At 38.4% G+C, this 20,244-nt stretch carries 20 protein-coding genes; all 20 read left to right on the top strand.

The features are described 5' to 3' along the window. Nucleotides 1–14 precede the first annotated feature (14 nt). Nucleotides 15–827, top strand: a complete 813-nt coding sequence (gene lpxA, locus RYO55_RS02515) for an acyl-ACP--UDP-N-acetylglucosamine O-acyltransferase (protein ID WP_004695481.1) — start codon at nucleotides 15–17, stop codon at nucleotides 825–827. Nucleotides 828–1,155: 328 nt separating this feature from the next. Further along, nucleotides 1,156–1,992, top strand: a complete 837-nt coding sequence (locus RYO55_RS02510) for an LpxI family protein (protein ID WP_295815521.1) — start codon at nucleotides 1,156–1,158, stop codon at nucleotides 1,990–1,992. Beyond that, on the top strand, nucleotides 1,992–3,134 hold the full coding sequence (gene lpxB / locus RYO55_RS02505) for a lipid-A-disaccharide synthase (protein WP_295815523.1): 1,143 nt from the start codon (nucleotides 1,992–1,994) through the stop codon (nucleotides 3,132–3,134). The genes RYO55_RS02510 and lpxB overlap by 1 nt, the downstream gene beginning before the upstream one ends. After that, nucleotides 3,127–4,857, top strand: coding sequence for an ABC transporter ATP-binding protein (locus RYO55_RS02500; RefSeq protein ID WP_302498359.1), 1,731 nt, complete (start codon nucleotides 3,127–3,129; stop codon nucleotides 4,855–4,857). The genes lpxB and RYO55_RS02500 overlap by 8 nt, the downstream gene beginning before the upstream one ends. Before the next feature lie 2 nt (nucleotides 4,858–4,859). Next, the gene (locus RYO55_RS02495; RefSeq protein ID WP_302498358.1) at nucleotides 4,860–6,164 is read left to right on the top strand and encodes a 3-deoxy-D-manno-octulosonic acid transferase; all 1,305 of its coding nucleotides are present in this window, start codon (nucleotides 4,860–4,862) and stop codon (nucleotides 6,162–6,164) included. Nucleotides 6,165–6,219: 55 nt separating this feature from the next. Beyond that, nucleotides 6,220–7,332, top strand: a complete 1,113-nt coding sequence (gene lpxK / locus RYO55_RS02490) for a tetraacyldisaccharide 4'-kinase (protein WP_314984028.1) — start codon at nucleotides 6,220–6,222, stop codon at nucleotides 7,330–7,332. A gap of 44 nt (nucleotides 7,333–7,376) precedes the next feature. Continuing rightward, nucleotides 7,377–8,108 (top strand): 3-deoxy-manno-octulosonate cytidylyltransferase, encoded by a 732-nt coding sequence (kdsB, locus tag RYO55_RS02485; protein WP_295815531.1) that lies wholly within the window; start codon nucleotides 7,377–7,379, stop codon nucleotides 8,106–8,108. Then, a complete protein-coding gene (kdsA, locus tag RYO55_RS02480; RefSeq protein WP_004698452.1) occupies nucleotides 8,109–8,927 on the top strand; it encodes a 3-deoxy-8-phosphooctulonate synthase in 819 nt (272 codons plus the stop codon). Nucleotides 8,928–8,938: 11 nt separating this feature from the next. Beyond that, nucleotides 8,939–9,910: a KpsF/GutQ family sugar-phosphate isomerase gene (locus tag RYO55_RS02475; protein WP_314984027.1), complete on the top strand. Its 972-nt coding sequence runs from the start codon at nucleotides 8,939–8,941 to the stop codon at nucleotides 9,908–9,910. Next, nucleotides 9,910–10,431, top strand: a complete 522-nt coding sequence (locus RYO55_RS02470; RefSeq protein ID WP_227037939.1) for an HAD family hydrolase — start codon at nucleotides 9,910–9,912, stop codon at nucleotides 10,429–10,431. Before RYO55_RS02475 ends, RYO55_RS02470 begins: the two co-directional genes overlap by 1 nt. A 14-nt stretch (nucleotides 10,432–10,445) precedes the next feature. Then, nucleotides 10,446–11,378 carry a lysophospholipid acyltransferase family protein gene (locus RYO55_RS02465; protein ID WP_004698446.1) on the top strand — a complete coding sequence of 311 codons (933 nt, stop codon included), beginning with the start codon at nucleotides 10,446–10,448 and terminating at the stop codon, nucleotides 11,376–11,378. Beyond that, nucleotides 11,365–11,901 (top strand): LPS export ABC transporter periplasmic protein LptC, encoded by a 537-nt coding sequence (lptC, locus tag RYO55_RS02460; protein WP_004698432.1) that lies wholly within the window; start codon nucleotides 11,365–11,367, stop codon nucleotides 11,899–11,901. Before RYO55_RS02465 ends, lptC begins: the two co-directional genes overlap by 14 nt. 12 nt (nucleotides 11,902–11,913) lie before the next feature. Further along, nucleotides 11,914–12,636, top strand: coding sequence for an LptA/OstA family protein (locus RYO55_RS02455; protein ID WP_008603439.1), 723 nt, complete (start codon nucleotides 11,914–11,916; stop codon nucleotides 12,634–12,636). 9 nt (nucleotides 12,637–12,645) lie between these two features. After that, the gene (lptB, locus tag RYO55_RS02450) at nucleotides 12,646–13,365 is read left to right on the top strand and encodes an LPS export ABC transporter ATP-binding protein (RefSeq protein WP_008603437.1); all 720 of its coding nucleotides are present in this window, start codon (nucleotides 12,646–12,648) and stop codon (nucleotides 13,363–13,365) included. Nucleotides 13,366–13,373: 8 nt separating this feature from the next. Further along, nucleotides 13,374–14,465 (top strand): LptF/LptG family permease, encoded by a 1,092-nt coding sequence (locus tag RYO55_RS02445; RefSeq protein ID WP_008603435.1) that lies wholly within the window; start codon nucleotides 13,374–13,376, stop codon nucleotides 14,463–14,465. Nucleotides 14,466–14,498: 33 nt separating this feature from the next. Then, nucleotides 14,499–15,713, top strand: coding sequence for a DUF3084 domain-containing protein (locus tag RYO55_RS02440; RefSeq protein ID WP_039965495.1), 1,215 nt, complete (start codon nucleotides 14,499–14,501; stop codon nucleotides 15,711–15,713). 117 nt (nucleotides 15,714–15,830) lie between these two features. Beyond that, nucleotides 15,831–16,358, top strand: a complete 528-nt coding sequence (locus tag RYO55_RS02435) for a hypothetical protein (RefSeq protein WP_008603431.1) — start codon at nucleotides 15,831–15,833, stop codon at nucleotides 16,356–16,358. After that, a complete protein-coding gene (locus RYO55_RS02430; protein ID WP_039965494.1) occupies nucleotides 16,348–17,217 on the top strand; it encodes a YitT family protein in 870 nt (289 codons plus the stop codon). Before RYO55_RS02435 ends, RYO55_RS02430 begins: the two co-directional genes overlap by 11 nt. 9 nt (nucleotides 17,218–17,226) lie before the next feature. Further along, on the top strand, nucleotides 17,227–17,811 hold the full coding sequence (gene lepB / locus RYO55_RS02425) for a signal peptidase I (RefSeq protein WP_008603428.1): 585 nt from the start codon (nucleotides 17,227–17,229) through the stop codon (nucleotides 17,809–17,811). Nucleotides 17,812–18,388: 577 nt separating this feature from the next. After that, a complete protein-coding gene (locus tag RYO55_RS02420) occupies nucleotides 18,389–19,651 on the top strand; it encodes an S-layer homology domain-containing protein (RefSeq protein ID WP_004695518.1) in 1,263 nt (420 codons plus the stop codon). Nucleotides 19,652–20,244 lie beyond the last annotated feature (593 nt).

The raw sequence follows: 20,244 nt of genomic DNA, 5'->3' as shown, positions 1-20,244 counted from the left end.
GAGGAGTGATTGTAGTGATAGTTGTAGGCATGGAAAATGCGGAATCCAACATCCATAGTACAGCCATAGTCCATCCAAATGCTAAATTGGGCAAAGATGTAATCGTAGGTCCTGGCGCTGTTATCGGCGAACATGTCGAGATTGGCGATGGCACACAAATCGGTGCACATGTTGTAATTGGTGGTTGGACAACCATTGGTAAGCGTTGTGAAATTTATCCTAACGCATCTATTGGGTTGGAACCGCAAGATTTAAAATTTAAAGGCGAAAAAAGCTATTGTAATATTGGTGATGAAACGGTTATTCGTGAGTTCGTAACTATTAGCCGCGCTACTGGTGAGGGTGAAGAAACACGTGTAGGCAATAATTGCTTACTTCAAGCATGTACACATGTGGCTCACAACTGTATCGTTGGTAATAATGTAATAATGAGTAACTGTGCAGGCCTTGCAGGTCACGCTATCGTTGAAGATCGTGTAGTTATTGGCGGTCTTGCTGGTATTCATCAATTTGTTAAAATCGGTCGTAACGCTATGGTTGGCGGAATGGCTAAGGTGGTACAAGATATCCCGCCTTACGTAATTGCTGATGGTCAACCGGCACGTGTTATCGGTCTTAACTCTGTAGGATTATCTCGTGCAGGGATTTCCGAAGATGTACGACGTGATTTGAAACAGGCATTCCGCATTATTTATCGTTCTGGATTCAGCTTATCCAAAGCAATTGAAGAAATGGAATTACAATTGGACTCTTCCGTAGAAATTGAAAATTTATTACGCTTCTTACGCAATGCCGATAGGGGAATTATGCGTACTCGTCGCGACTAATTATGAGGACCTCGTACAATGTACGAGGTCTTTTTGTGTACATTATAACTGGTTGAGTTTTATATTAATGATAATTTGCATTATATTTTCATAATTATAAAAAGTTTTGATAGATATATTTATAGATGTTTTAGTAGTTAAAAGTAATAAGGAAATTTTAATAAAATGATGAAGAAAAGGGCATAAACCTTGGCTTTTTAATGGTAAAAAGTAGCTATTTATAGTAAAATATATTGTATATGATTATGTCTATTTTTAGGTATTTTCATAGTGAACTTGAAATTACTAATTGATATATAGGCCGTGAGGCCATCTAGGAGGTATAGTCTTGGCAAAGGTAGGATTAATTGCGGGCATTGGTGTTTTGCCTGTAGAATTCATGCGTGCCGCTCATGTATTGGGCCACGAGGTGGTTGTTATCGGTGTAGTACCTGATATTGACCCAGCTCTAAAGGCTGAGGCTGATGCTTTCTATGATATTGGTGTTGCTAAACTAGGTAAAATCTTTAAAACCTTGAAAAAAGAAGAGGTTCAAGAGTTAACTATGCTTGGAAAAGTCACTAAAGAGATTCTCTTTAAAGGCCTTACATTTCCTGATTTAAAAACATTAGGCGTTTTAAAGCGGCTCAAAAATCGTAAAGATGATACGATTATGCTTGCCATCGTTGATGAAATCGAACGGGAAGGCTTTAAAGTATTAGATCAAACAGCATACTTGAAACCTTTTATGCCAAAGGTAGGAGTGCTTTCAAAAGCACAACCTACAGATGAGCAATGGGCTGACATTTGTTTTGGTTTTGAATTAGCTAAACAAATGGGGGGCCTTGATATTGGTCAAACCGTTGTTGTTAAACATAAGGCGGTCATGGCAATTGAAGCCATTGAAGGGACTGACAAGTGTATCTTGAGAGGTGGAGAACTGGGGCGCGGAGATGCGATTGTTGTTAAAACAGAAAAACCAAATCAAGACGTACGCTTTGATGTGCCAGCAGTAGGCATAAAAACTCTCATGTCTATGATTGATAGCGGTTGTAAGGTGCTAGCTGTAGAAGCGGAAAAGACTATTTTCGTACAACAACAAGACGTGCTTAATATGGCAGATCGTCATGGTATTGTTATCTGTGCTGTAGACCAAGAATTTGTAAATTCCAGAAAGGATGCATAATGAAAGTCATGTTTTCCGCCGGTGAAGCTTCCGGCGATACTCATGCGGCAAGTGTAGCCAATGCATTGAGAGAAATAGATCCTTCTGTAGAGATGTTTGGTATGGGTGGCACCCTGATGGAACGCGCTGGTGTTCGTATCGTGTATGACATTAAGAATCTTGGTGTCATTGGTATTGTAGAGATTGTGAAATCATTGCCAAAATTCTTTAAGCTGCGCACGTACTTGAAACGTGTCATGATGAAGGAAAAACCAGATATTCTCGTTTGTGTAGATTATCCAGGTTTTAATATGAAATTAGCTGCGGTGGCTCATGAACTGGGGATTCCTGTTTTGTATTATATTGCTCCAACGATTTGGGCGTGGCATAGTAGTCGAGGTAATACAATCCGTAAGTATGTAACTAAGGTCGCATCTATTTTTCCATTTGAAGCTGAAGCGTATCGCAAGTATAAATGTGATGTAGATTTTGTGGGTCATCCTTTACTCGATATCGTACATCCTACGATGACCAAGGATGCGGCCGAAGAATACTTTGGGGCTCGCAAAGAGGCTAAAAAGGTATTGCTCATGCCTGGCAGTCGTAAACAAGAGGTTTTATCCTTACTTGATACGATGTTAAAAAGTGGTGAGCAATTGATGGCGAAGCATGAAGATGTTCAATTCTTCTTGCCTCGAGCACATACAATTGATCGAAGTGAGCTAGAAGAGTTTATCGATGTTCATAAGGTGCCTGTTACGATTACGGAAGACCATACATATGACTTGATGCAGATTTGTGATGTGTGCCTTGCCGCATCAGGAACCGCTACATTAGAAACGGCTATGATGGAATTGCCAACGGTATTATTGTATCGTGTATCTCCAATTACGTATGGTATTGGTAAGATGGTTGTGAATGTAACACATGTGGGCTTGCCTAATATTGTAGCGGGTAAAGAAGTCATTCCCGAATTATTACAAGATGCTGTCACTCCAGACGCAATTGTGTCTTTGATAGAACCATTGCTCAGCGATGTAGACAAAAATGAAGCTATGCGCAGTGAATTGCGCGAAGTACGTCATAAATTAGGTGAGCCTGGTGCAGTAAAACGGGTAGCACATCTTGTATATAATCTCGGTAAGGAGAAATGTAATGAATAGTTATTCTAGGCTCTTATATTTTGTAAAGCCTTATTATAAGCGGATGCTTTTTGCAGTGTTCTGCATGATTGTCGCCGCTGCAGCTTATTTGGTAGTACCTTGGCTGATTAAGAATGTAGTAGACCAAGTGTTAGATGAAAAGAATATGTTTATGTTGAACCTCATTGTAGGTGCTATCATACTCATCTTCTTAATTCGTGGCTTTGCTACCTATGGTCAAACCTATAACATGTCCTACATCGGACAGCGCGTGATTATCGATGTCCGTGAGGCTATTTTTAATCACTTACAAAGATTAAGTTTATCTTACTTTGATCGCCGCAAAACGGGCGTTATCATGAGTAATCTTACAAATGATGTAGCTGCATTGCAAACGGCCGTGGTAGATAACTTGATTTCTTTTATCACTGAATCTGTAACACTTATCGGTTCCTTGGTGTCCATGCTTCTCATTGACTGGAAATTGACGTTAGTTACTTTTATTACGGTTCCCGTAGTTTTAGTGATTATCAATGTTTTTGGTAAGAAGCTTCGCGTGGCGGGGCATGATGTCCAAGGGCGTGTAGCTGATATTACGGCACTTTTACAAGAGGTAATTAGTGCAGTTCGCGTTGTAAAATCCTTTGCTCGTGAAGATTTTGAGCGTAAGCGTTTTGAAGATGAAAATGATCGCAACTTTAAAGCGGTTATTAAAGCTACTAAATTGACTAGTTTGTTAAGTCCAATGGTTGAGTTTTCTGCGGCAATCGCTGTAGCGGTCATCCTTTGGTACGGTGGTTACTCCGTAGTAACAGGTGCCATCACGGCTGGTTCTTTGATTGCCTTCTTGATTTATGCGATTAACTTGTCCAATCCTGTAAAACGTTTGAGCCAAGTGTATGGTAATATTCAAAAAGCATTGGCTGCTGCTGACCGCGTATTTGAGATTTTAGATACTAAAACAGATGTTGTGGAGAAAACCGATGCTGTTATATTGCCTAATATTACAGGTAATGTAGAATTCAACAATGTTTCCTTCTCCTATGGTGGTGAAAAGGCTGCATTGGAAAACTTCACCTTGTCTGTTAAGGCTGGTGAAAGTGTGGCCCTTGTTGGTCCATCCGGTGCAGGTAAGACAACTCTCGCTAACCTATTACCTCGTTTTTATGATGTAACCGGTGGTTCTATTACAATTGATGGTTATGACGTGAAAGATGTTACTTTTAAATCCTTGCGTGAACAAATTGGTCTTGTACCACAAGAAACAGTTTTATTCAATGCTACTATCAAAGAGAACATCTTGTATGGTCGTTTAGATGCCTCCGATGAAGAAGTGTATGAAGCGGCTAAAGCGGCTAACGTACTTGAGTTCGTTGAAAAAATGCCTGATGGTCTCGATACGATTGTAGGTGAACGAGGCAGTTCGCTATCTGGTGGACAACGTCAACGGGTTGCTATCGCACGTGCTATTTTAAAAGATCCTCGAATTCTAATTTTAGATGAAGCTACATCTGCTTTAGATACTGAGAGTGAAAAGCTTGTACAAGAGGCGTTAGATCGTCTCATGAAAGGACGTACGGCATTTGTCATTGCCCATAGATTGAGCACTGTTCAAAATGCTCATCAAATTGTTGTACTTAATCAAGGTCGCTTGGTAGAGCAGGGGACTCACCAAGAGCTATTAGCTGTTGACGGCGGATTGTACAATCATCTTTATTCCGTTCAATTCTCCAATAAAGGATAACCATGTACTGGATATATAACGTATTGCTCATATTTTATTGGATAGGCTTGATTCCGGTTATTTTATACCGACTTGCCTTTGAAGATGGCTTTTATGAGCGTATCAAACAAAGTGCAGGCTATATGCCCGCTTCGCTATTAAAGAAAATTGAAGGGCGTCGTGCTATTTGGATTCACGCCGCTTCCGTAGGGGAAATTGTGGCTACCAGTCCATTGGTAAAAGAGGTTAAAAAGGAATTTCCTGAAGCTGTTGTGGTTGTGTCCGTAGTTACTGCTACTGGTCATGCTATGGCTCATCGTATCATTCCTGAAGCAGAAGGAATTATATTCTTTCCCCTTGATCTGCCGTATTTAACTCGTAAAATTTTACATATTATTAAGCCGATTACTATTTTACTCGTAGAAACTGAAATTTGGCCAAACTTCTTGCGTATTGCCGAATCGGAAAACATTCCAGTTATGATGGTTAATGGACGCATTTCAGATCGCAGTATGAAACGTTATAAGTATATCAGTGCTTTTACGCGTGAAATGTTACGCTCTATTGAGCGTTTCTGCATGCAGTCCAAATTTGATGCGGCGTATATTGAAAGTTTAGGTGCTCATACACCTGATATTACCGTAACAGGTAATATGAAATACGATCAAACATATGCCACCGTATCATATGAAGAAAAACAAGCTCTTCTCGATGAGTTTGGCTTTGGGAATAATCATCCTATCATTATTGCAGGTAGTACTCACAAAGGTGAAGAAGAGGCTATTTTTGAAACTTTTAAGCAAGTATTGAAAGAGTATCCACAAGCCCGTTTATTGATTGCACCTCGCGAGATTTATCGCGGTCATGATGTACAAAATATTGCAAAGCGTTATGAATTGAGTGCTATTTGTCGTAGTGATATGAAAGAGCCCGTTCATGAAGGTATTCCCGTTGTCGTTTTAGATACCATTGGTGAACTTGGACGACTGTATAGCTTAGGCGATATTATCTTTGTTGGTGGCTCTCTTGTTAAAACTGGAGGTCATAATATTTTGGAACCAGCTGCACATGGTAAGCCAATTTTGGTTGGTCCTCATATGTTTAACTTTAAAGAAATTTTCGCCTTATTAAATTCTCGAAATGCTTGTGAGCAAGTGAAGAATGGCAAAGAGCTAACCGCTATGGTCTTGCATTTGTGTAAGGATAGAGACTTGGCTAACGAGATGGGGCAAAACTGTCTAGATATCATTAAAGAAAATCGTGGTGCTACGCGGCGTAATACACAAGAGTTGCGCTTGCTATTTGAGAAACATCACATTATTCCGTAGTAAGACTAAATTTGTTAGATTAGTCTACTGTATTACATAATAGGAGGAGTCACCTATGAGTGGGGAAGCATTATTCAAATCCATCGTTAGTGGTGAAGATCAATCCGTATTAGGTGATATAGCTCGTTCCAGTTTAGGCCTTTTGAGTAAAGGTTATGAGAAGGCTGTATCAATACGCAATGCTCGATTTGATGAGGGTAAAGGCGTTACAAAAGTTACAGTGCCTGTAATCAGCGTTGGCAACATTACGGCTGGTGGTACTGGAAAAACACCGATGGTGCGATTTATTTGTGATGTGCTTACTCAAAAGGGGCTTCATCCTACTGTTCTTAGTCGTGGGTACCGTGCAGAAGATAATAACAAAAATATTATTATTTCTAAAGACGGAACAATGCTTGTCGAGCCATCTATCAGTGGTGATGAGGCTTGGTTACTGGCTAAGGTTTTACAAAAATCTAATGTAATCATTGGACGTGAACGTTCCAAATCTGCAGAAATCGCTACTAATGAGTTAGGTGCCGATTGTCTTATTATGGATGATGGCTTTCAACATCGTGCACTAGCAAGAGATATTGATATTGTACTAATCGATGCATCCAATCCGTTTGGCTATGAACATGTATTGCCACGGGGACTATTACGTGAACCACTTAGTGGTTTACAGCGCGCTAATATTATCGTTCTTACGAAGGTTGATCAAGTAGCACCAGGTATTGTATCTGGCATTCGAAAGCGATTAACTCAGATGATTCCCAATGTACCTGTTTATGAAACAACACATAAACCGCAATTTATGTATACCTTAGATGAGTGGGCTAATGGCTCTGTTGGGGCTTCTGTAGATGCTTATAAGGAACAACGCATTATGGCTGTAAGTGGAATCGGAAACCCTCAATCCTTTACACAAACGTTGACTGATGTAGGGTATAATGTTGTCCATACTGTGCCATTTGGGGATCATCATGACTTTTCAAATGATGATGTAGTTGAGATTTGGAAAGAAGCATTTGCTCATCAAGCTGATGCTATTTGTATTACAGAAAAGGATGCAGTTAAGTTGAGTCAGTTGCATGCAATTGAAGACTTGAAAATACCGATTCTGGTGCTATCTATAGGGATTGAATTTATTTCTGGGAAACAAGAATTCATAGAAAATTTAGAGATTTAGTGTATAATAATAAGATACACGAATAACAGAAATGGGGTTTTATCGTGAAGTTTGGATGTGTTATTCCTGCGCGTTATGGTTCTACAAGATTACCAGGCAAACCATTAGCTGATATTGCAGGTAAACCTATGATTGAACGGGTTTATGCAAGGGTATCACAAGCTACAAAGACAGTATGTACAATTGTAGCCACTGATGATAACCGCGTATATTCTGCAGTACAACAGTTTGGGGGAACTGTTATGATGACAGATCCTAATCACCCTACAGGAACGGATCGATTAGCAGAGGTTGCTAGTCATTATACAGACTTAGATGTTGTTATCAATGTCCAAGGTGATGAACCGATGATTGATCCAAATCTTATTGATGACTTGGCACATCTATTTGAGGAAGATCCAAACTTACAGATGGCCACAGTAGCTACTCCTTTATTAGAGGAAGAGTATGAGGAGCCATCAGCGGTAAAGGTCATTTTAAATAATCGTAATGATGCGATGTATTTTTCTAGATCTTTAATCCCATATCCTCGCCATGACTTTGTGCGTCCGCCACTAAAACATATTGGCATCTATGCATATCGTAGAGAATTCTTATTGAACTACGCCAAGATGGAACCAACTCCGGCGGAGCAAACAGAATCTCTAGAACAATTACGTGCTTTGGAGAATGGTTATACAATTCGTGTTATTCTAACGAATAAACGCTTTATCGGTGTTGATACACCTGAAGACTTAGCTCGTGTTAATGCAATTTACGAGCAAGAGGAGAAATAAATGAAAACAGTTCAAATTAAAGATATTACAGTGGGTGGTGGCAAAGGGTTATTTGTCCTTGCAGGTCCATGTGTTATTGAGGACTATGACCGCACATTGGCTATCGGTAAACGAGCAAAAGAGATATGCGAACGTTTAGGTGTTCCTTATATTTTTAAAGCTTCCTTTGATAAAGCTAATCGCTCTAGCTTTAGTTCTTTCCGCGGACCAGGTCTTGAGGAAGGATTAAAAATGCTTGCTTCTATTAAGAAGGAACTCAACGTGCCCGTTGTCAGTGACATTCACTCTATCGAGCAAATTGAACCTGCTGCTGAAGTATTAGATATTCTACAAATTCCTGCTTTCTTATGCCGTCAAACTGATCTCGTATACGGCGCTGCTAAAACTGGTAAATGCGTAAATGTTAAAAAAGGTCAATTCATGGCTCCTAAGGACATGGAAAATGTTCTAAATAAAATGAAAGAAACAGGTAATGAAAATCTTATGCTTACCGAACGTGGTTTTAGCTTTGGTTATAACAACCTCGTAGTTGACATGAGATCCTTCCCAATTATGCGTTCTTTCGACTATCCAGTAATCTTTGATGCTACTCATAGCGTTCAATTGCCAGGTGGTGCAGGAACTAAATCTAGTGGTAATCGTGAATTTGTACCAAATTTGGCACGTGCGGCTGTGGCTAGTGGCGTAGATGGGTTATTCTTTGAAGTACACGATAATCCTGAGGAAGCATTGTCTGATGGTCCTAATATGTTGTATTTAGATCAGTTTGAAGCTGTGCTTCGTGATTTAGTAGCTATTGATAAAATCGTAAAAGGTTAGGGGCGGTATTTGTGACTATTTTAGAACAAGCGGCACAGGTGCTTCATGAGGAAGCTCGTGCTATTGAAGAATTAAGTTCTCGTTTGGATCACAATTTTGTAAATGCTGTAAATATGATTTTGGCTTGTAAGGGCCGTGTAGTATGTACAGGAATGGGAAAATCTGGTCATATTGGTCGTAAAATTGCGGCTACCTTGGCTAGTACAGGGACACCGGCACTTTTTATGCATCCTGGTGAAGGCGTGCATGGTGATCTCGGTATGATTACTCAAGATGATGTAGTGTTAGCATTTTCTAATAGTGGTGAAACAGGAGAAATCATTAGTATTTTGCCGTCTCTGCGCCGCATAGGAGCTAAATTAATCTGTGTTGTAGGGAAACCAGAGTCTACATTAGCAAAAAATTCTGATATTGTATTGTTGGCAGAGGTAGAACGAGAAGCTTGTCCATTGGGTCTAGCACCTACTACAAGTACTACTGTTGCTCTAGCACTAGGTGATGCGTTAGCAGTATGTTTATTGGAACGCCATCATTTTACTCCAGAAAACTTTGCTGTATTCCATCCAGGAGGTTCCTTAGGTCGTAAATTATTGTTGACTGTAGAAAATATTATGCATGGTGGCGAAGATAATCCAACAGTATTTAAAGGGGCTATTGTTCGTGATGCACTCTTTGTAATGACAGAAAAAGGGTTAGGTGCTACAAATGTTATTGATGAAGAAGGACATTTGTTAGGCCTAGTTACTGATGGTGATGTGCGTCGTGGACTTGATTCTGGCAGCAATTTTTTAGAATGGCCCGTAGAGGATATGATGACGTCTATGCCGCGTACGATTACAAAGGATAAACTGGCCGCAGAAGCGCTTCATTTGATGGAGAAAAATCAACCCCGCCCTATCACCGTATTACCAGTGGTTGATACTAATAATGTATGTCTTGGCATTGTTCACATCACGGATTTATTGCGTAGAGGCATTGTATAATGAATATTCAATGGATTGTTCTTGATGTTGATGGAGTTTTATCAGATGGAACTCTAATTTACACATCGACTGGAGAAGAGCTCAAAGCTTTTTCTGTAAAAGATGGTTTAGGCTTGACTGCGGCTCGTAAATCAGGGATAAAGTTAGCAATTATCACGGCTCGCGTATCTCCGATGGTAGAGCATCGTGCGAAGGAGTTACACTTTGATGAACTTCTTATGGGGTATGCTAATAAAACTGAAGCATTAAGAACTCTTTGTAAAAAACATCAAATCGACTTAGATTCGGTTGCTTACATGGGGGATGATCTTAATGATTTAGGAGCTCTTCAACTCGTAGGTTTGCCAATGGCACCAAATAATGCGGTATTAGAGGTTAAATCAATAGCTAAATTTATTTCTACCGTCAATGGTGGACATGGTGCTGTTAGAGAGGCTGTAGAATATATCTTGAAGAATCAAGGTTTATGGGATTCTGTTGTTGCAGATTATGCGCGAGAGGCCCATGCTCATGGACAATAAAGGAGGTGGGCAGAATGAATAACGAATGGCAATACCATTTAGTTAAAGGCATTAGTTGGCTTGTTTGTCGACTACCATACAAGCTCATTTTGCTCATAGGCGCTTGTTTAGGTCCTGTATATGGGCTAATAGCGAAGAAGCAAAAGCTTAGAGGCATAAATAATATTAAAATTGGCATGAATATGAACGATCAAGAGGCGGAACAATTAATTAATAAGTTGTTCAAGAATCTTGGTCGCAGTGTTATGGAAGTATTATACATGCCAAACCTGACGAAATCCTTTATCAATAAACACATAGAGATGCGTGGTGTTGAACATTTAGAAAAGGCCATTGCTGAAGATAAGGGAGTTATCGTTCTTACTGGCCATGTAGGCAACTGGGAATGGATGGGGGCTGCTATGGCAGCTCATGGATATCCTTCCACTACAATTGTTAAGAAACAACCTAATGCTCAATTTACACGCCTTATGAATGAATATCGTGAGATGGTGGGGCTTGACGTATTTGCTAGTGGTGGCAACGAAATCGTTTCTGCTGCTAAGGCTTTAAAAAAGAAAAAACTTCTTGGATTCTTAGCTGACCAAGATGGATATATAAATGGTTTACCAGTTCCGTTTTTGGGACAAGATTCATCAGCTGTTATGGGACCAGCAACATTTGCAAAGAAATTTGGCTCTCCTGTAGTACCTATTTTTGCATCTCGTAAGCCTGAAGGAGGACATATCGTTCATATCTTGCCAGCATTACATTATGAGGAAACTGGCGATGAAGATGTTGATATGTATCGTCTAACTGAAGCCTGTGTACGTGTTACGGAAGAATTTATTCGTGAACATCCAGATGAGTGGCTTTGGTTCCAACACCGTTGGATGACTAAGATGGATCAAATTATTGATTACGATAAGAAGATAGCTATACGGGAGAGAGCGCATGAAAAACAATAAAAAGTTAATTGCCATTGTGGTCGCTATAGTATTAGCTCTAATCGGTCTTATTGTATTTATTATGAAAGACTCTAATGAGGCTAATTCCACTCAAAATCAAAGTGGACAACTCGTTAATTTCCAAGGTGCGGACTTGCAAGAGGAAAAGGATGGCAAGTTAGTATGGGCATTATCAGCTGAGAAGATTGAATATGACCCGCGTACAAAAGCTATCGTTCTGACCAATTTGAAAGGTCTGTTCTATCAAGATGATGTGACTACTACGATTACAGCTCCTCATGCTGTACTGACGGGTGATCGAAACTCTCTTGATATTGATCAAGGCGTTACTGCTACCAATACGGAAGGTGCAGAATTTAAAACTGAGGCCCTTCATTTTGATAACAAAACGAAAACATTGACATCTAAAACGGCTTTCACTTATAACAGTAAGGATGTAACCCTCACAGGTGACAAGCTTGAGGGCAACATGTCTTTAAAAATTATTAAAGCCATTGGACATGCGAAATTAACAAAGAAGTAATTGAGAGGAAATATGATGAATAAGAAAAAACAGATTGGTATGGCTATATTAGCTGTACTCATGACCGCATCTGTTACAGTTTGGGCTGCAAATGATCCGTTGACTATCAGCGCTGATACATTGTCTTATGATGGCAATTCAGGTCGTGCAGATGCAACAGGTAATGTTGTTATTACCCAAGCGGATAAAACTATGACTGGTGCCAAGGGTTGGTACAATACAAAAACTCAAGAAGCAAATCTTGATGGTGGTGTATCTATGATTGGTTCTGATATGGCCATGTCTGCTCAAGCGGTTCACAGTTACAATAATAATAAATTCACTGCTAATGGTAGCGTTCATTTACAACGTGCTGATCGCCAAATCTTTGGTGACAGTGTTGAGTATAATACTGACTCTGAATACGGTCTTGTTACAGGCAATGCCCGTTTGATTGCTGAAGGGACAACCTTAACCGGTGATAAGGTAGAAGGATGGATGAAGGAAGTTCGTGCTGTAGCGCAAGGTAATGTTACTTTCTCTAATCCCGAACGAAACGTGTCTGGTTCTGCTGACCGAGCTACATATACACAAACGCCAAACCAAAATGATGGAGTGGTACTCTTATCTGGTTCTGCGCATGCCGTTCAAAATGGTAATGTACTGAATGCACCGGAACTGAAAATTCGTTTAGCTGATGATTCTGCTGAAACATTAGGTGGACGTAGTACACTCGTCATTGTTCCGAATAAATAAGGATAATATATGTATATAGAAACCAAAAACTTAGTTAAAACCTTTAGCGGACGCAATGTGGTAGATGGTGTAAGTCTACGCGTTGATAAAGGCCAAGTTGTAGGTCTATTAGGGCCTAATGGGGCCGGTAAAACTACGTCATTTTATATGATTGTAGGCATTGAAAGACCAAGTTCTGGTATCATTACCGTTGATGGCAAGGATATAACAAATATTCCTATGTATAAGCGGGCGGCTGAAGGTATTGGATACTTACCGCAAGAGGCATCAATCTTTCGTTCCATGTCTGTAGAGGACAATATTCGTGCCATGCTACAGACTACGGCAAAAAAGCCTGATGAGATTGAAGCTATCGTGGAATCATTGATTGAAGAATTTCATATTGGACATGTCCGTGACCGTATGGGGATGCAATTATCTGGTGGTGAACGACGCCGTGTAGAAATTGCGCGTTGTCTCGCCTTAGAACCTAATTTCATCCTTCTTGATGAACCTTTTGCAGGTGTCGATCCAATTGCGGTTGCTGATATTCAGCAAATTATCTTACACGTTAAGAACCGCGGTATTGGTATCTTGATTACAGACCATAATGTTCGCGAAACATTGGGGATTGTAGATAAGGCTTATATTTTGAGTAATGGTAAAATCCTCCTAGAGGGTACCCCTGATGAAATTGCGAATGATCCAATCGCTCGTGAACATTATTTAGGGGATAACTTTAAATTATAGGAGGGGCTATGCGATTATTAGATAAATATATTTTAAAAGCTTTTGTAGGCCCATTCCTATTTGGGGTTTTTGCTTTTACTAGTATTTTTATTGGTACAGGCACATTGTTTAGGATTGCTCAATATATTACTGAATATGGAGCACCATTGTTGCTTGTTATGCAAGCATTTGTCTTGGCTTTACCAAGTATTGTTATTTTAACATTCCCAATGTCAGTACTATTGGCTTCTCTTATGACTTTTAGTCGTTTGAGTAGTACTAGTGAAATCGTTGTTATGCGTGCTGGTGGTCTAAGCTTTTTACGCTTGGCCATGCCTGTATATATTATTGCCCTCATCATTTCCATTGGGGCAGTAGCATTTAATGAATTTGTTGTACCTCGTACAAATCATATGTATCAAACGATTGTGCGCGAACAAATTATGAAAAATGCATCACCTCAAACACAAAATCATATTGTGTTAAAAACGATGAATGGTGACGAGCTAGGCACATTGCTGTATGCTAAGAGCTATGATGCTGAAACCAAACAGTTGTCCATGATTACGGTTCAACAATTTGGGGAGGGCGGCAAGTTACAACAAGTTGAAAATGCTGATACAGCTATCTGGAATGGTCAATATTGGGTGATGCAGAATGGTATCATCTATGATCTATCAGCTGGTAATGGTGTTGAACGTACCATGAAATTTAAGGAGCAATCCTTGCCGATTAAGTCTGCCCCAAAAGATATTCAACAAGATCAACGTAAACCTGAGGAATTAACGATTAAGGAGTTACGTCATCAAATCAGAGCTTATAAGGCTGCTTATACTAATGCTAATAAACTTGAAATGGAAATGTACCAACGTTTTACAATTCCGTTGGCAAGTTTTGTATTTGCTCTTGTAGGTGCACCTTTAGGCCTTCAAAAACAACGTTCTAGTTCATCTATCGGCTTTGGTATTAGTATTCTTATCATCTTTATTTATTATGGGGTGATGACCTTTGCTGGTGCCTTAGGGAAAGGTGGAGCATTGCCAACCGTATTAGCTGCATTAATACCGGATACATTAGGTATTATTGCAGGGTTGTATTTGAATTGGCGCGTATCGAAATAACAGATTGTATTCTTAGGAGAAAGGAGGGACATGATGTTAGTAGGTGTCAAAATCTTAATAATTATCGCTCTTATGGGTGGTCTCATTGCTTACATGGGGGATAAGCTAGGCACTAAAATTGGTAAACGTCGTATGTCCCTCTTTGGATTACGACCTAAGCACACATCTATTATAGTTACTATTGTGACAGGCCTTTTGGTTGCAGCAGCTACAGTTGGGGTATTAACCTTTACGTCTCAAAGTGTGCGAACCGCATTGTTCGGTATGGATCAGTTGCGAGCTGATATAAAGCAGCTGAATAATGAGGTTGCTGCAAAGACGCAAGAACTGATTCGTGGGCAGGCTTTGTTAGAACAAAATAAACAAGAGCTTGAAGAACGGATGGCTGAGATCGAACAAATTCGCCGTGAAGTAGAGGCTACAAAAGCTGAATTGGCGAGTGCACAAGCTGCTAAAGACGCAACAGAAGCCGAATTGGCATCTTTACAAGCCTCTTATGCAGAGGTGTCTCAAAAGGTAGCTGAGCTTGAAGCAACACGTGCTAAGATGGAAGCGCATATTAAGAATCTACAAAATACACAAGAACAATTGCAGAATGGCATCATTCATTTACGGGAAGGAACCATTCTCTTCCAAGTAGATCAGCTATTAGCACAAGCTGTTGTACGACCTGGTTTAAGTGAAGAAGATAGTAATAATGCTATTAAACATATTATCGATGATACAAATAAACTTGTTTTACGTCGCTTAGGTATAGAAGATAATGGTCAATCCGTTGTGTATGTAGATCGACAAAATGTTGAGGTAGCTACTCAAAAGCTAATCAATTCCAAGACTCCTATGGTGGTTCAAGTTGTGGCAGCCGGAAATATTATTTCAGGTGAACCTGCAGTTGCAGTTATTCAAGTATATCCACAACAATTTATCTATAAAAATGGAGAGGTAATTCACTCTACGGTAATTGATGGGGGTACTAATGCTCAATCGTCTATGCTTCAATTCTTGAAACAAGTAAATGAGCGTGCTAAGGCAAAGGGGATTATTCCTGATTCCTTATCAGGTGATATTGGAACGATACCTGGTGATGATTTGTTTACAGCTATTAAAAGAATAAGTACTATGCGTGGCAAGGTTCATGTGGAAGCTTATACTGATGGAGATACATATTCATCTGGTCCTGTTCACCTCAAGTTGCGTATTACTCAAATGCCAGATTTCAATGATAAGGCAAAAATGCAAACTAATTAATATAATGAAGGTATGCTGTTTTCATACATTATAAAAGAAGGTCTTATGTAATTTTCAACATAAGACCTTCTTTTTATGTTAAAATATAACTACTGTACTTACAAAGGGGATAATCAAATGACTGAAAATACATATATTTTAGCAGTGGATCCAGGAAATGAGAAAACTGGCGTAGCTATACTCTCACCTTCCGGTGAGATGATATGCCGTAAAATTATTTCTTCAAATACTTTCAATAAAGATATTGAGCGTATTTTAACTGAATATTATGGTATTGTTCATATTGTTTGTGGAAATGGTACAAATCATAAACATTTGTATCCTTCTCTTCAACAAATTGGACGTAATCATAAAATTACAACTAGTTTAATCGACGAATCTCATAGTACAGAGGAGGCCCGTAAATTATATTGGCAATATAATCCTCCTACAGGGTGGCGCAAGATTATTCCTACATCTATGCAATTTCCACCAGAACCTGTAGATGATTTGACGGCTCTCGTTATTGGATTGCGCTATACGAAGCAGTTAGCTCAGAACGAAGCGGCAATCAAAGAAGAAACTATGAGTTCAAGTGAGTTAGAAGAGAAAAGATTACATGCTATGGAGCAGTTATACGGAAAAGGAGATAATCATGACAAGTGAAACTTCAACGCGTAACTGGTCAAATCTTATTATGCGCTGTGTAATGATGATTCTAGGCGCCCTAATATATACGGTGGGCTTAGATTTGTTTTTAGTACCAAATAGCATCATCGACGGCGGTATAGTTGGTATCTCTTTGATGGCTGCGGAACTATCAGGTATTTCCTTTAGTATTTTCGTAGTACTTTTCAACTTACCCTTTTTATATTTAGGCTATAAAGTAATTGGTAAAGGATTTACCTTGTCTACTTTGTTCTCTATTATATGGATGGCAATATTTTCTACCATTGCACACCGCTTTACACCTATTACAACTGACCCATTTTTAGGGGCAATCTTTGGTGGTATAATCTTAGGTATTGGAGTAGGGCTTATTATTCGTAATGGTGGCTCATTAGATGGATCTGAAATCGTAGCTATTATCTTTGATAAACGGTCCACCTTTTCTGTAGGCGAAATTGTAATGGCCATGAATTTAGTTATTCTTGGAGCAGCGGGCTTTGTATATAGTTGGAATAGTGCCATGTATTCCTTAATTGCTTATTTTATTGCTTATAAGATGATTGATGTGACCATCACTGGACTTGAAGAATCTAAAGGGGTTATGATTATTACCGATGCAGATAATTCCAAGATTATTGCTGATGCATTAAATGCTAATCTTAATCGTGGTGTTACTATTATGTATGGAGAAGGCGGGTATTTAAAACAACCGAAACATGTATTATATTCTGTAGTAACGCGGCTAGAAATTACAAGATTAAAGGATACCGTTTATGAAGTAGATCCTACAGCATTTATTACGATCCAAGACGTACATGATGTCTTTGGTGGGAGATTTACGAAAGGTGGTCATTAAGAGGAAACTATGAGTAATAAATTAGGTAGTACAATAGTAAAAGAAATATTAGATTGGATTTATGCTATTGCATTGGCATTAATCATTGCTATGGTAATTCATATTTTCTTGATTCAACCTACTAGAGTGTCTGGGGAATCAATGGATGATACATTACACAATGGACAATATTTGATTGTTACCAAATGGCATCATATTATGAATGATATGCCCGAATATGGACAAATCGTTATTATTGATAGTCGTGTTAATCGTGTTCGTACATGGGTGGATGATGTAAAAGAACCACTGATGAACTATGCATCTGTTTTTAATAAATCCGCTCAAACAAATGATGTATGGGTAAAACGTGTAATAGGTAGACCTGGTGATGTACTAGAGTTTAAAGATGGTTATGTATGGCGTAATGGAGAAAAATTACAAGAACCATATACAAAAGATACAAAAATGAATTATACTCGGTCTACACCTGTAACAGTTCCTGAAGGTCATGTATTTGTAATGGGGGATAATCGCAATCACTCTAGTGATAGTCGTTTTATCGGCCCAGTTCCTGTTGATCATATTCTAGGATTTGTTTCTTACGCAATTTAATAATCGTGAAAGCCTATCTACGATAAATTTCATCGTAGATAGGCTTTTTATAAGTTAAGAAGGATTAAGTTATGTTGTATCTTGTGAAATGTATACTAAATAAAATTTAGCAAGACGGCTAGGTCGAATCTAGATATATCACTTATCAATCTTATAGAAAATAAATAATTCAAACAAATGAATTAATATAAATTATAAGCATAGCTGAATTTAATAAGTGATAATTATTAAATTTGTGGTTATAGATAATAAAATTATCTATTTTTTTAGACTATAAAATGAAATTTTGTAAAATTAAATTTTTAAAAATGCAGTAATAATCTATGTTTTTGGTATAATTTTTATTCATGAAAGAAATTTCATAAAATTTAGTTGTGTAAAATGCTTTACAAAGTTTTGGGGTGGTGGTATATTCACATCAACAGAAAGGCTACGCTACAAAGAAGTGGAGCTAAGATAGATAATTTAGTTGAGGAAACATGGACACTCCTAATACATCTTTCATAGTGATACTACTTATGTAGTGAATGTCTTCTGCAAATATAAATTCTTATTTATAAGAAAGAAGGAATTCATTATGAAAAAACAATTCGCAACAATGTTAGCAGCAACAGCAGTGTTAGGTGTAACAACAGCATTTGCTGCAAATCCATTCTCCGATGTAACTCCAGATAGTTGGGCATACCAAGCAGTATCCCAATTAGCACAAGCTGGTATCGTTAATGGTTATCCAGATGGCACTTTCAAAGGCCAAAACAATATCACTCGTTATGAAATGGCTCAAATGGTAGCTAAAGCTATGGCTAACCAAGATCGTGCTAACGCTGAACAACAAGCTATGATTAACCGCTTGGCAGATGAGTTCTCTAATGAGTTGAACAACCTCGGCGTTCGAGTATCTCGCTTAGAAGACCGTGTAGGTAATGTAAAGGTAACTGGTGATGCTCGTATCCGTTATCAAGGTTCTGAAGACAAAGGTGTTTACAAAGCTAATAGTAAATCTTTAACTGACGGCCGTGCACGTGTACAATTCAATGCTAATGTAAATGATAAAACACAAGCAGTTGTTCGTGTAAAAGGTAATTACGAATTTGGTGACTCTACTAAAGGTTCTCAAGCAACAATCGATCGTGCTTACGTAGATCACAAATTTGGTAGCAACGTATCTGCTAAAGCTGGTCGTTTCCAACAAACAATTGGTGGCGGTTTGATGTACGATGATACATTTGATGGTGCACAATTGAACGTAGGTAATGATAAAGTTCAAGTACAAGGTGCGTATGGTTATATGATTGATGGTGCTGCTGATGGCAACTCCAAATCTGATAACCCATCTGTATCCTATGTGGGCTTAAAAGGTAAAGTTGGTAAAGAATCCTCCGTTGGTGGTTTCTACTCCAGATTATCTAGCGGTAACTTGAACCATAATGGTGTAACAGTTAACTCTGATAAACAAGATGTTTACGGTTTCAATGCGGACTTCCGTAAAAATAAATTGTGGGCTGGCGGTGAATGGTTGAAAGCTTCTAACGTAGATAATTCTCAAGCTTGGACAGCAGGTCTTGGCTATGGTAACTACGACATCGCTAAAAAAGGTACATGGGATGTGAAAGGTCAATACTTCAACCAAAAAGCTAATGCACCAATCGTAAGTTCCACTTGGGATCAAGCATATGATTTAACAAATACATCTAATGGTTACAAAGGTTACATGGCTAGCGTAGACTACGCAGTACAAGATAACGTAGGTTTATCCGCAGGTTATGGTTTCAACTCTAAAGACCAAAGCGGTAATGATCTTTCCGATTTCTATCGTGCAGAATTAAATTACAAATTCTAATTTCCTCACAAACAAAAAAAGACTTCTTCGGAAGTCTTTTTTTTGTTGCATAAAAGTATTATGAATTATTTTATATATAATAGTATATATATAGTAAAATGTTTTATAAATACATAATATTAAAAGTAATCGAATAATTTAGTGGTTATCAAGAATTATATCCCTTATATTGTAGGATATATTTATAAAATCTTTCTGTATAGAGAGATAAATTTCTTATTAATTATATATATATTAATAAGTTTAACTTAATGAAAAATATAATAAAAATTCTCAATTAATAGAAAGGGATATAAAATTAAATTTTTTTATGAAAAAAATTATATCCTATAAAACTAGATAAAATCTAACTTAGCAAGCATTTTAAGTTATAAAAACAAGATAATGAGAACACAATTGAGAAAAAAGGGTTTACACGAAAAAGTGGTTGTGCTAATATCACCGTACGAGAAGTAGCAAACACATGAAACGAAGAACTTCGATGCAGAATGTGGCGAGGAAACGTGGACACTCCCAAAGATTCTTAATCTGAAGAACTGAGTAGAATGTGAATGTTATGACTTGTAACATTTTATTTTCTATTTTTTTCAGAA

Source organism: uncultured Veillonella sp. (assembly GCF_963551295.1).
Lineage (GTDB): Bacteria > Bacillota > Negativicutes > Veillonellales > Veillonellaceae > Veillonella.
The sequence above is the reverse complement of the archived record's forward strand: the minus strand, read 5'-3'. Positions and strand labels throughout refer to the sequence as shown.

Bases quoted from the DNA above. Each gene is read 5' to 3' on its own strand.
- RYO55_RS02455 (WP_008603439.1), top strand. From the start codon at position 11,914: ATGATGAATAAGAAAAAACAGATTGGTATGGCTATATTAGCTGTACTC.
- RYO55_RS02495 (WP_302498358.1), top strand. From the start codon at position 4,860: ATGTACTGGATATATAACGTATTGCTCATATTTTATTGGATAGGCTTG.
- RYO55_RS02430 (WP_039965494.1), top strand. From the start codon at position 16,348: ATGACAAGTGAAACTTCAACGCGTAACTGGTCAAATCTTATTATGCGC.
- RYO55_RS02500 (WP_302498359.1), top strand. From the start codon at position 3,127: ATGAATAGTTATTCTAGGCTCTTATATTTTGTAAAGCCTTATTATAAG.
- lepB (WP_008603428.1), top strand. From the start codon at position 17,227: ATGAGTAATAAATTAGGTAGTACAATAGTAAAAGAAATATTAGATTGG.
- RYO55_RS02420 (WP_004695518.1), top strand. From the start codon at position 18,389: ATGAAAAAACAATTCGCAACAATGTTAGCAGCAACAGCAGTGTTAGGT.
- RYO55_RS02440 (WP_039965495.1), top strand. From the start codon at position 14,499: ATGTTAGTAGGTGTCAAAATCTTAATAATTATCGCTCTTATGGGTGGT.
- lpxB (WP_295815523.1), top strand. From the start codon at position 1,992: ATGAAAGTCATGTTTTCCGCCGGTGAAGCTTCCGGCGATACTCATGCG.
- kdsA (WP_004698452.1), top strand. From the start codon at position 8,109: ATGAAAACAGTTCAAATTAAAGATATTACAGTGGGTGGTGGCAAAGGG.
- lpxK (WP_314984028.1), top strand. From the start codon at position 6,220: ATGAGTGGGGAAGCATTATTCAAATCCATCGTTAGTGGTGAAGATCAA.
- lptB (WP_008603437.1), top strand. From the start codon at position 12,646: ATGTATATAGAAACCAAAAACTTAGTTAAAACCTTTAGCGGACGCAAT.
- RYO55_RS02445 (WP_008603435.1), top strand. From the start codon at position 13,374: ATGCGATTATTAGATAAATATATTTTAAAAGCTTTTGTAGGCCCATTC.
- lptC (WP_004698432.1), top strand. From the start codon at position 11,365: ATGAAAAACAATAAAAAGTTAATTGCCATTGTGGTCGCTATAGTATTA.
- RYO55_RS02465 (WP_004698446.1), top strand. From the start codon at position 10,446: ATGAATAACGAATGGCAATACCATTTAGTTAAAGGCATTAGTTGGCTT.
- RYO55_RS02470 (WP_227037939.1), top strand. From the start codon at position 9,910: ATGAATATTCAATGGATTGTTCTTGATGTTGATGGAGTTTTATCAGAT.
- RYO55_RS02435 (WP_008603431.1), top strand. From the start codon at position 15,831: ATGACTGAAAATACATATATTTTAGCAGTGGATCCAGGAAATGAGAAA.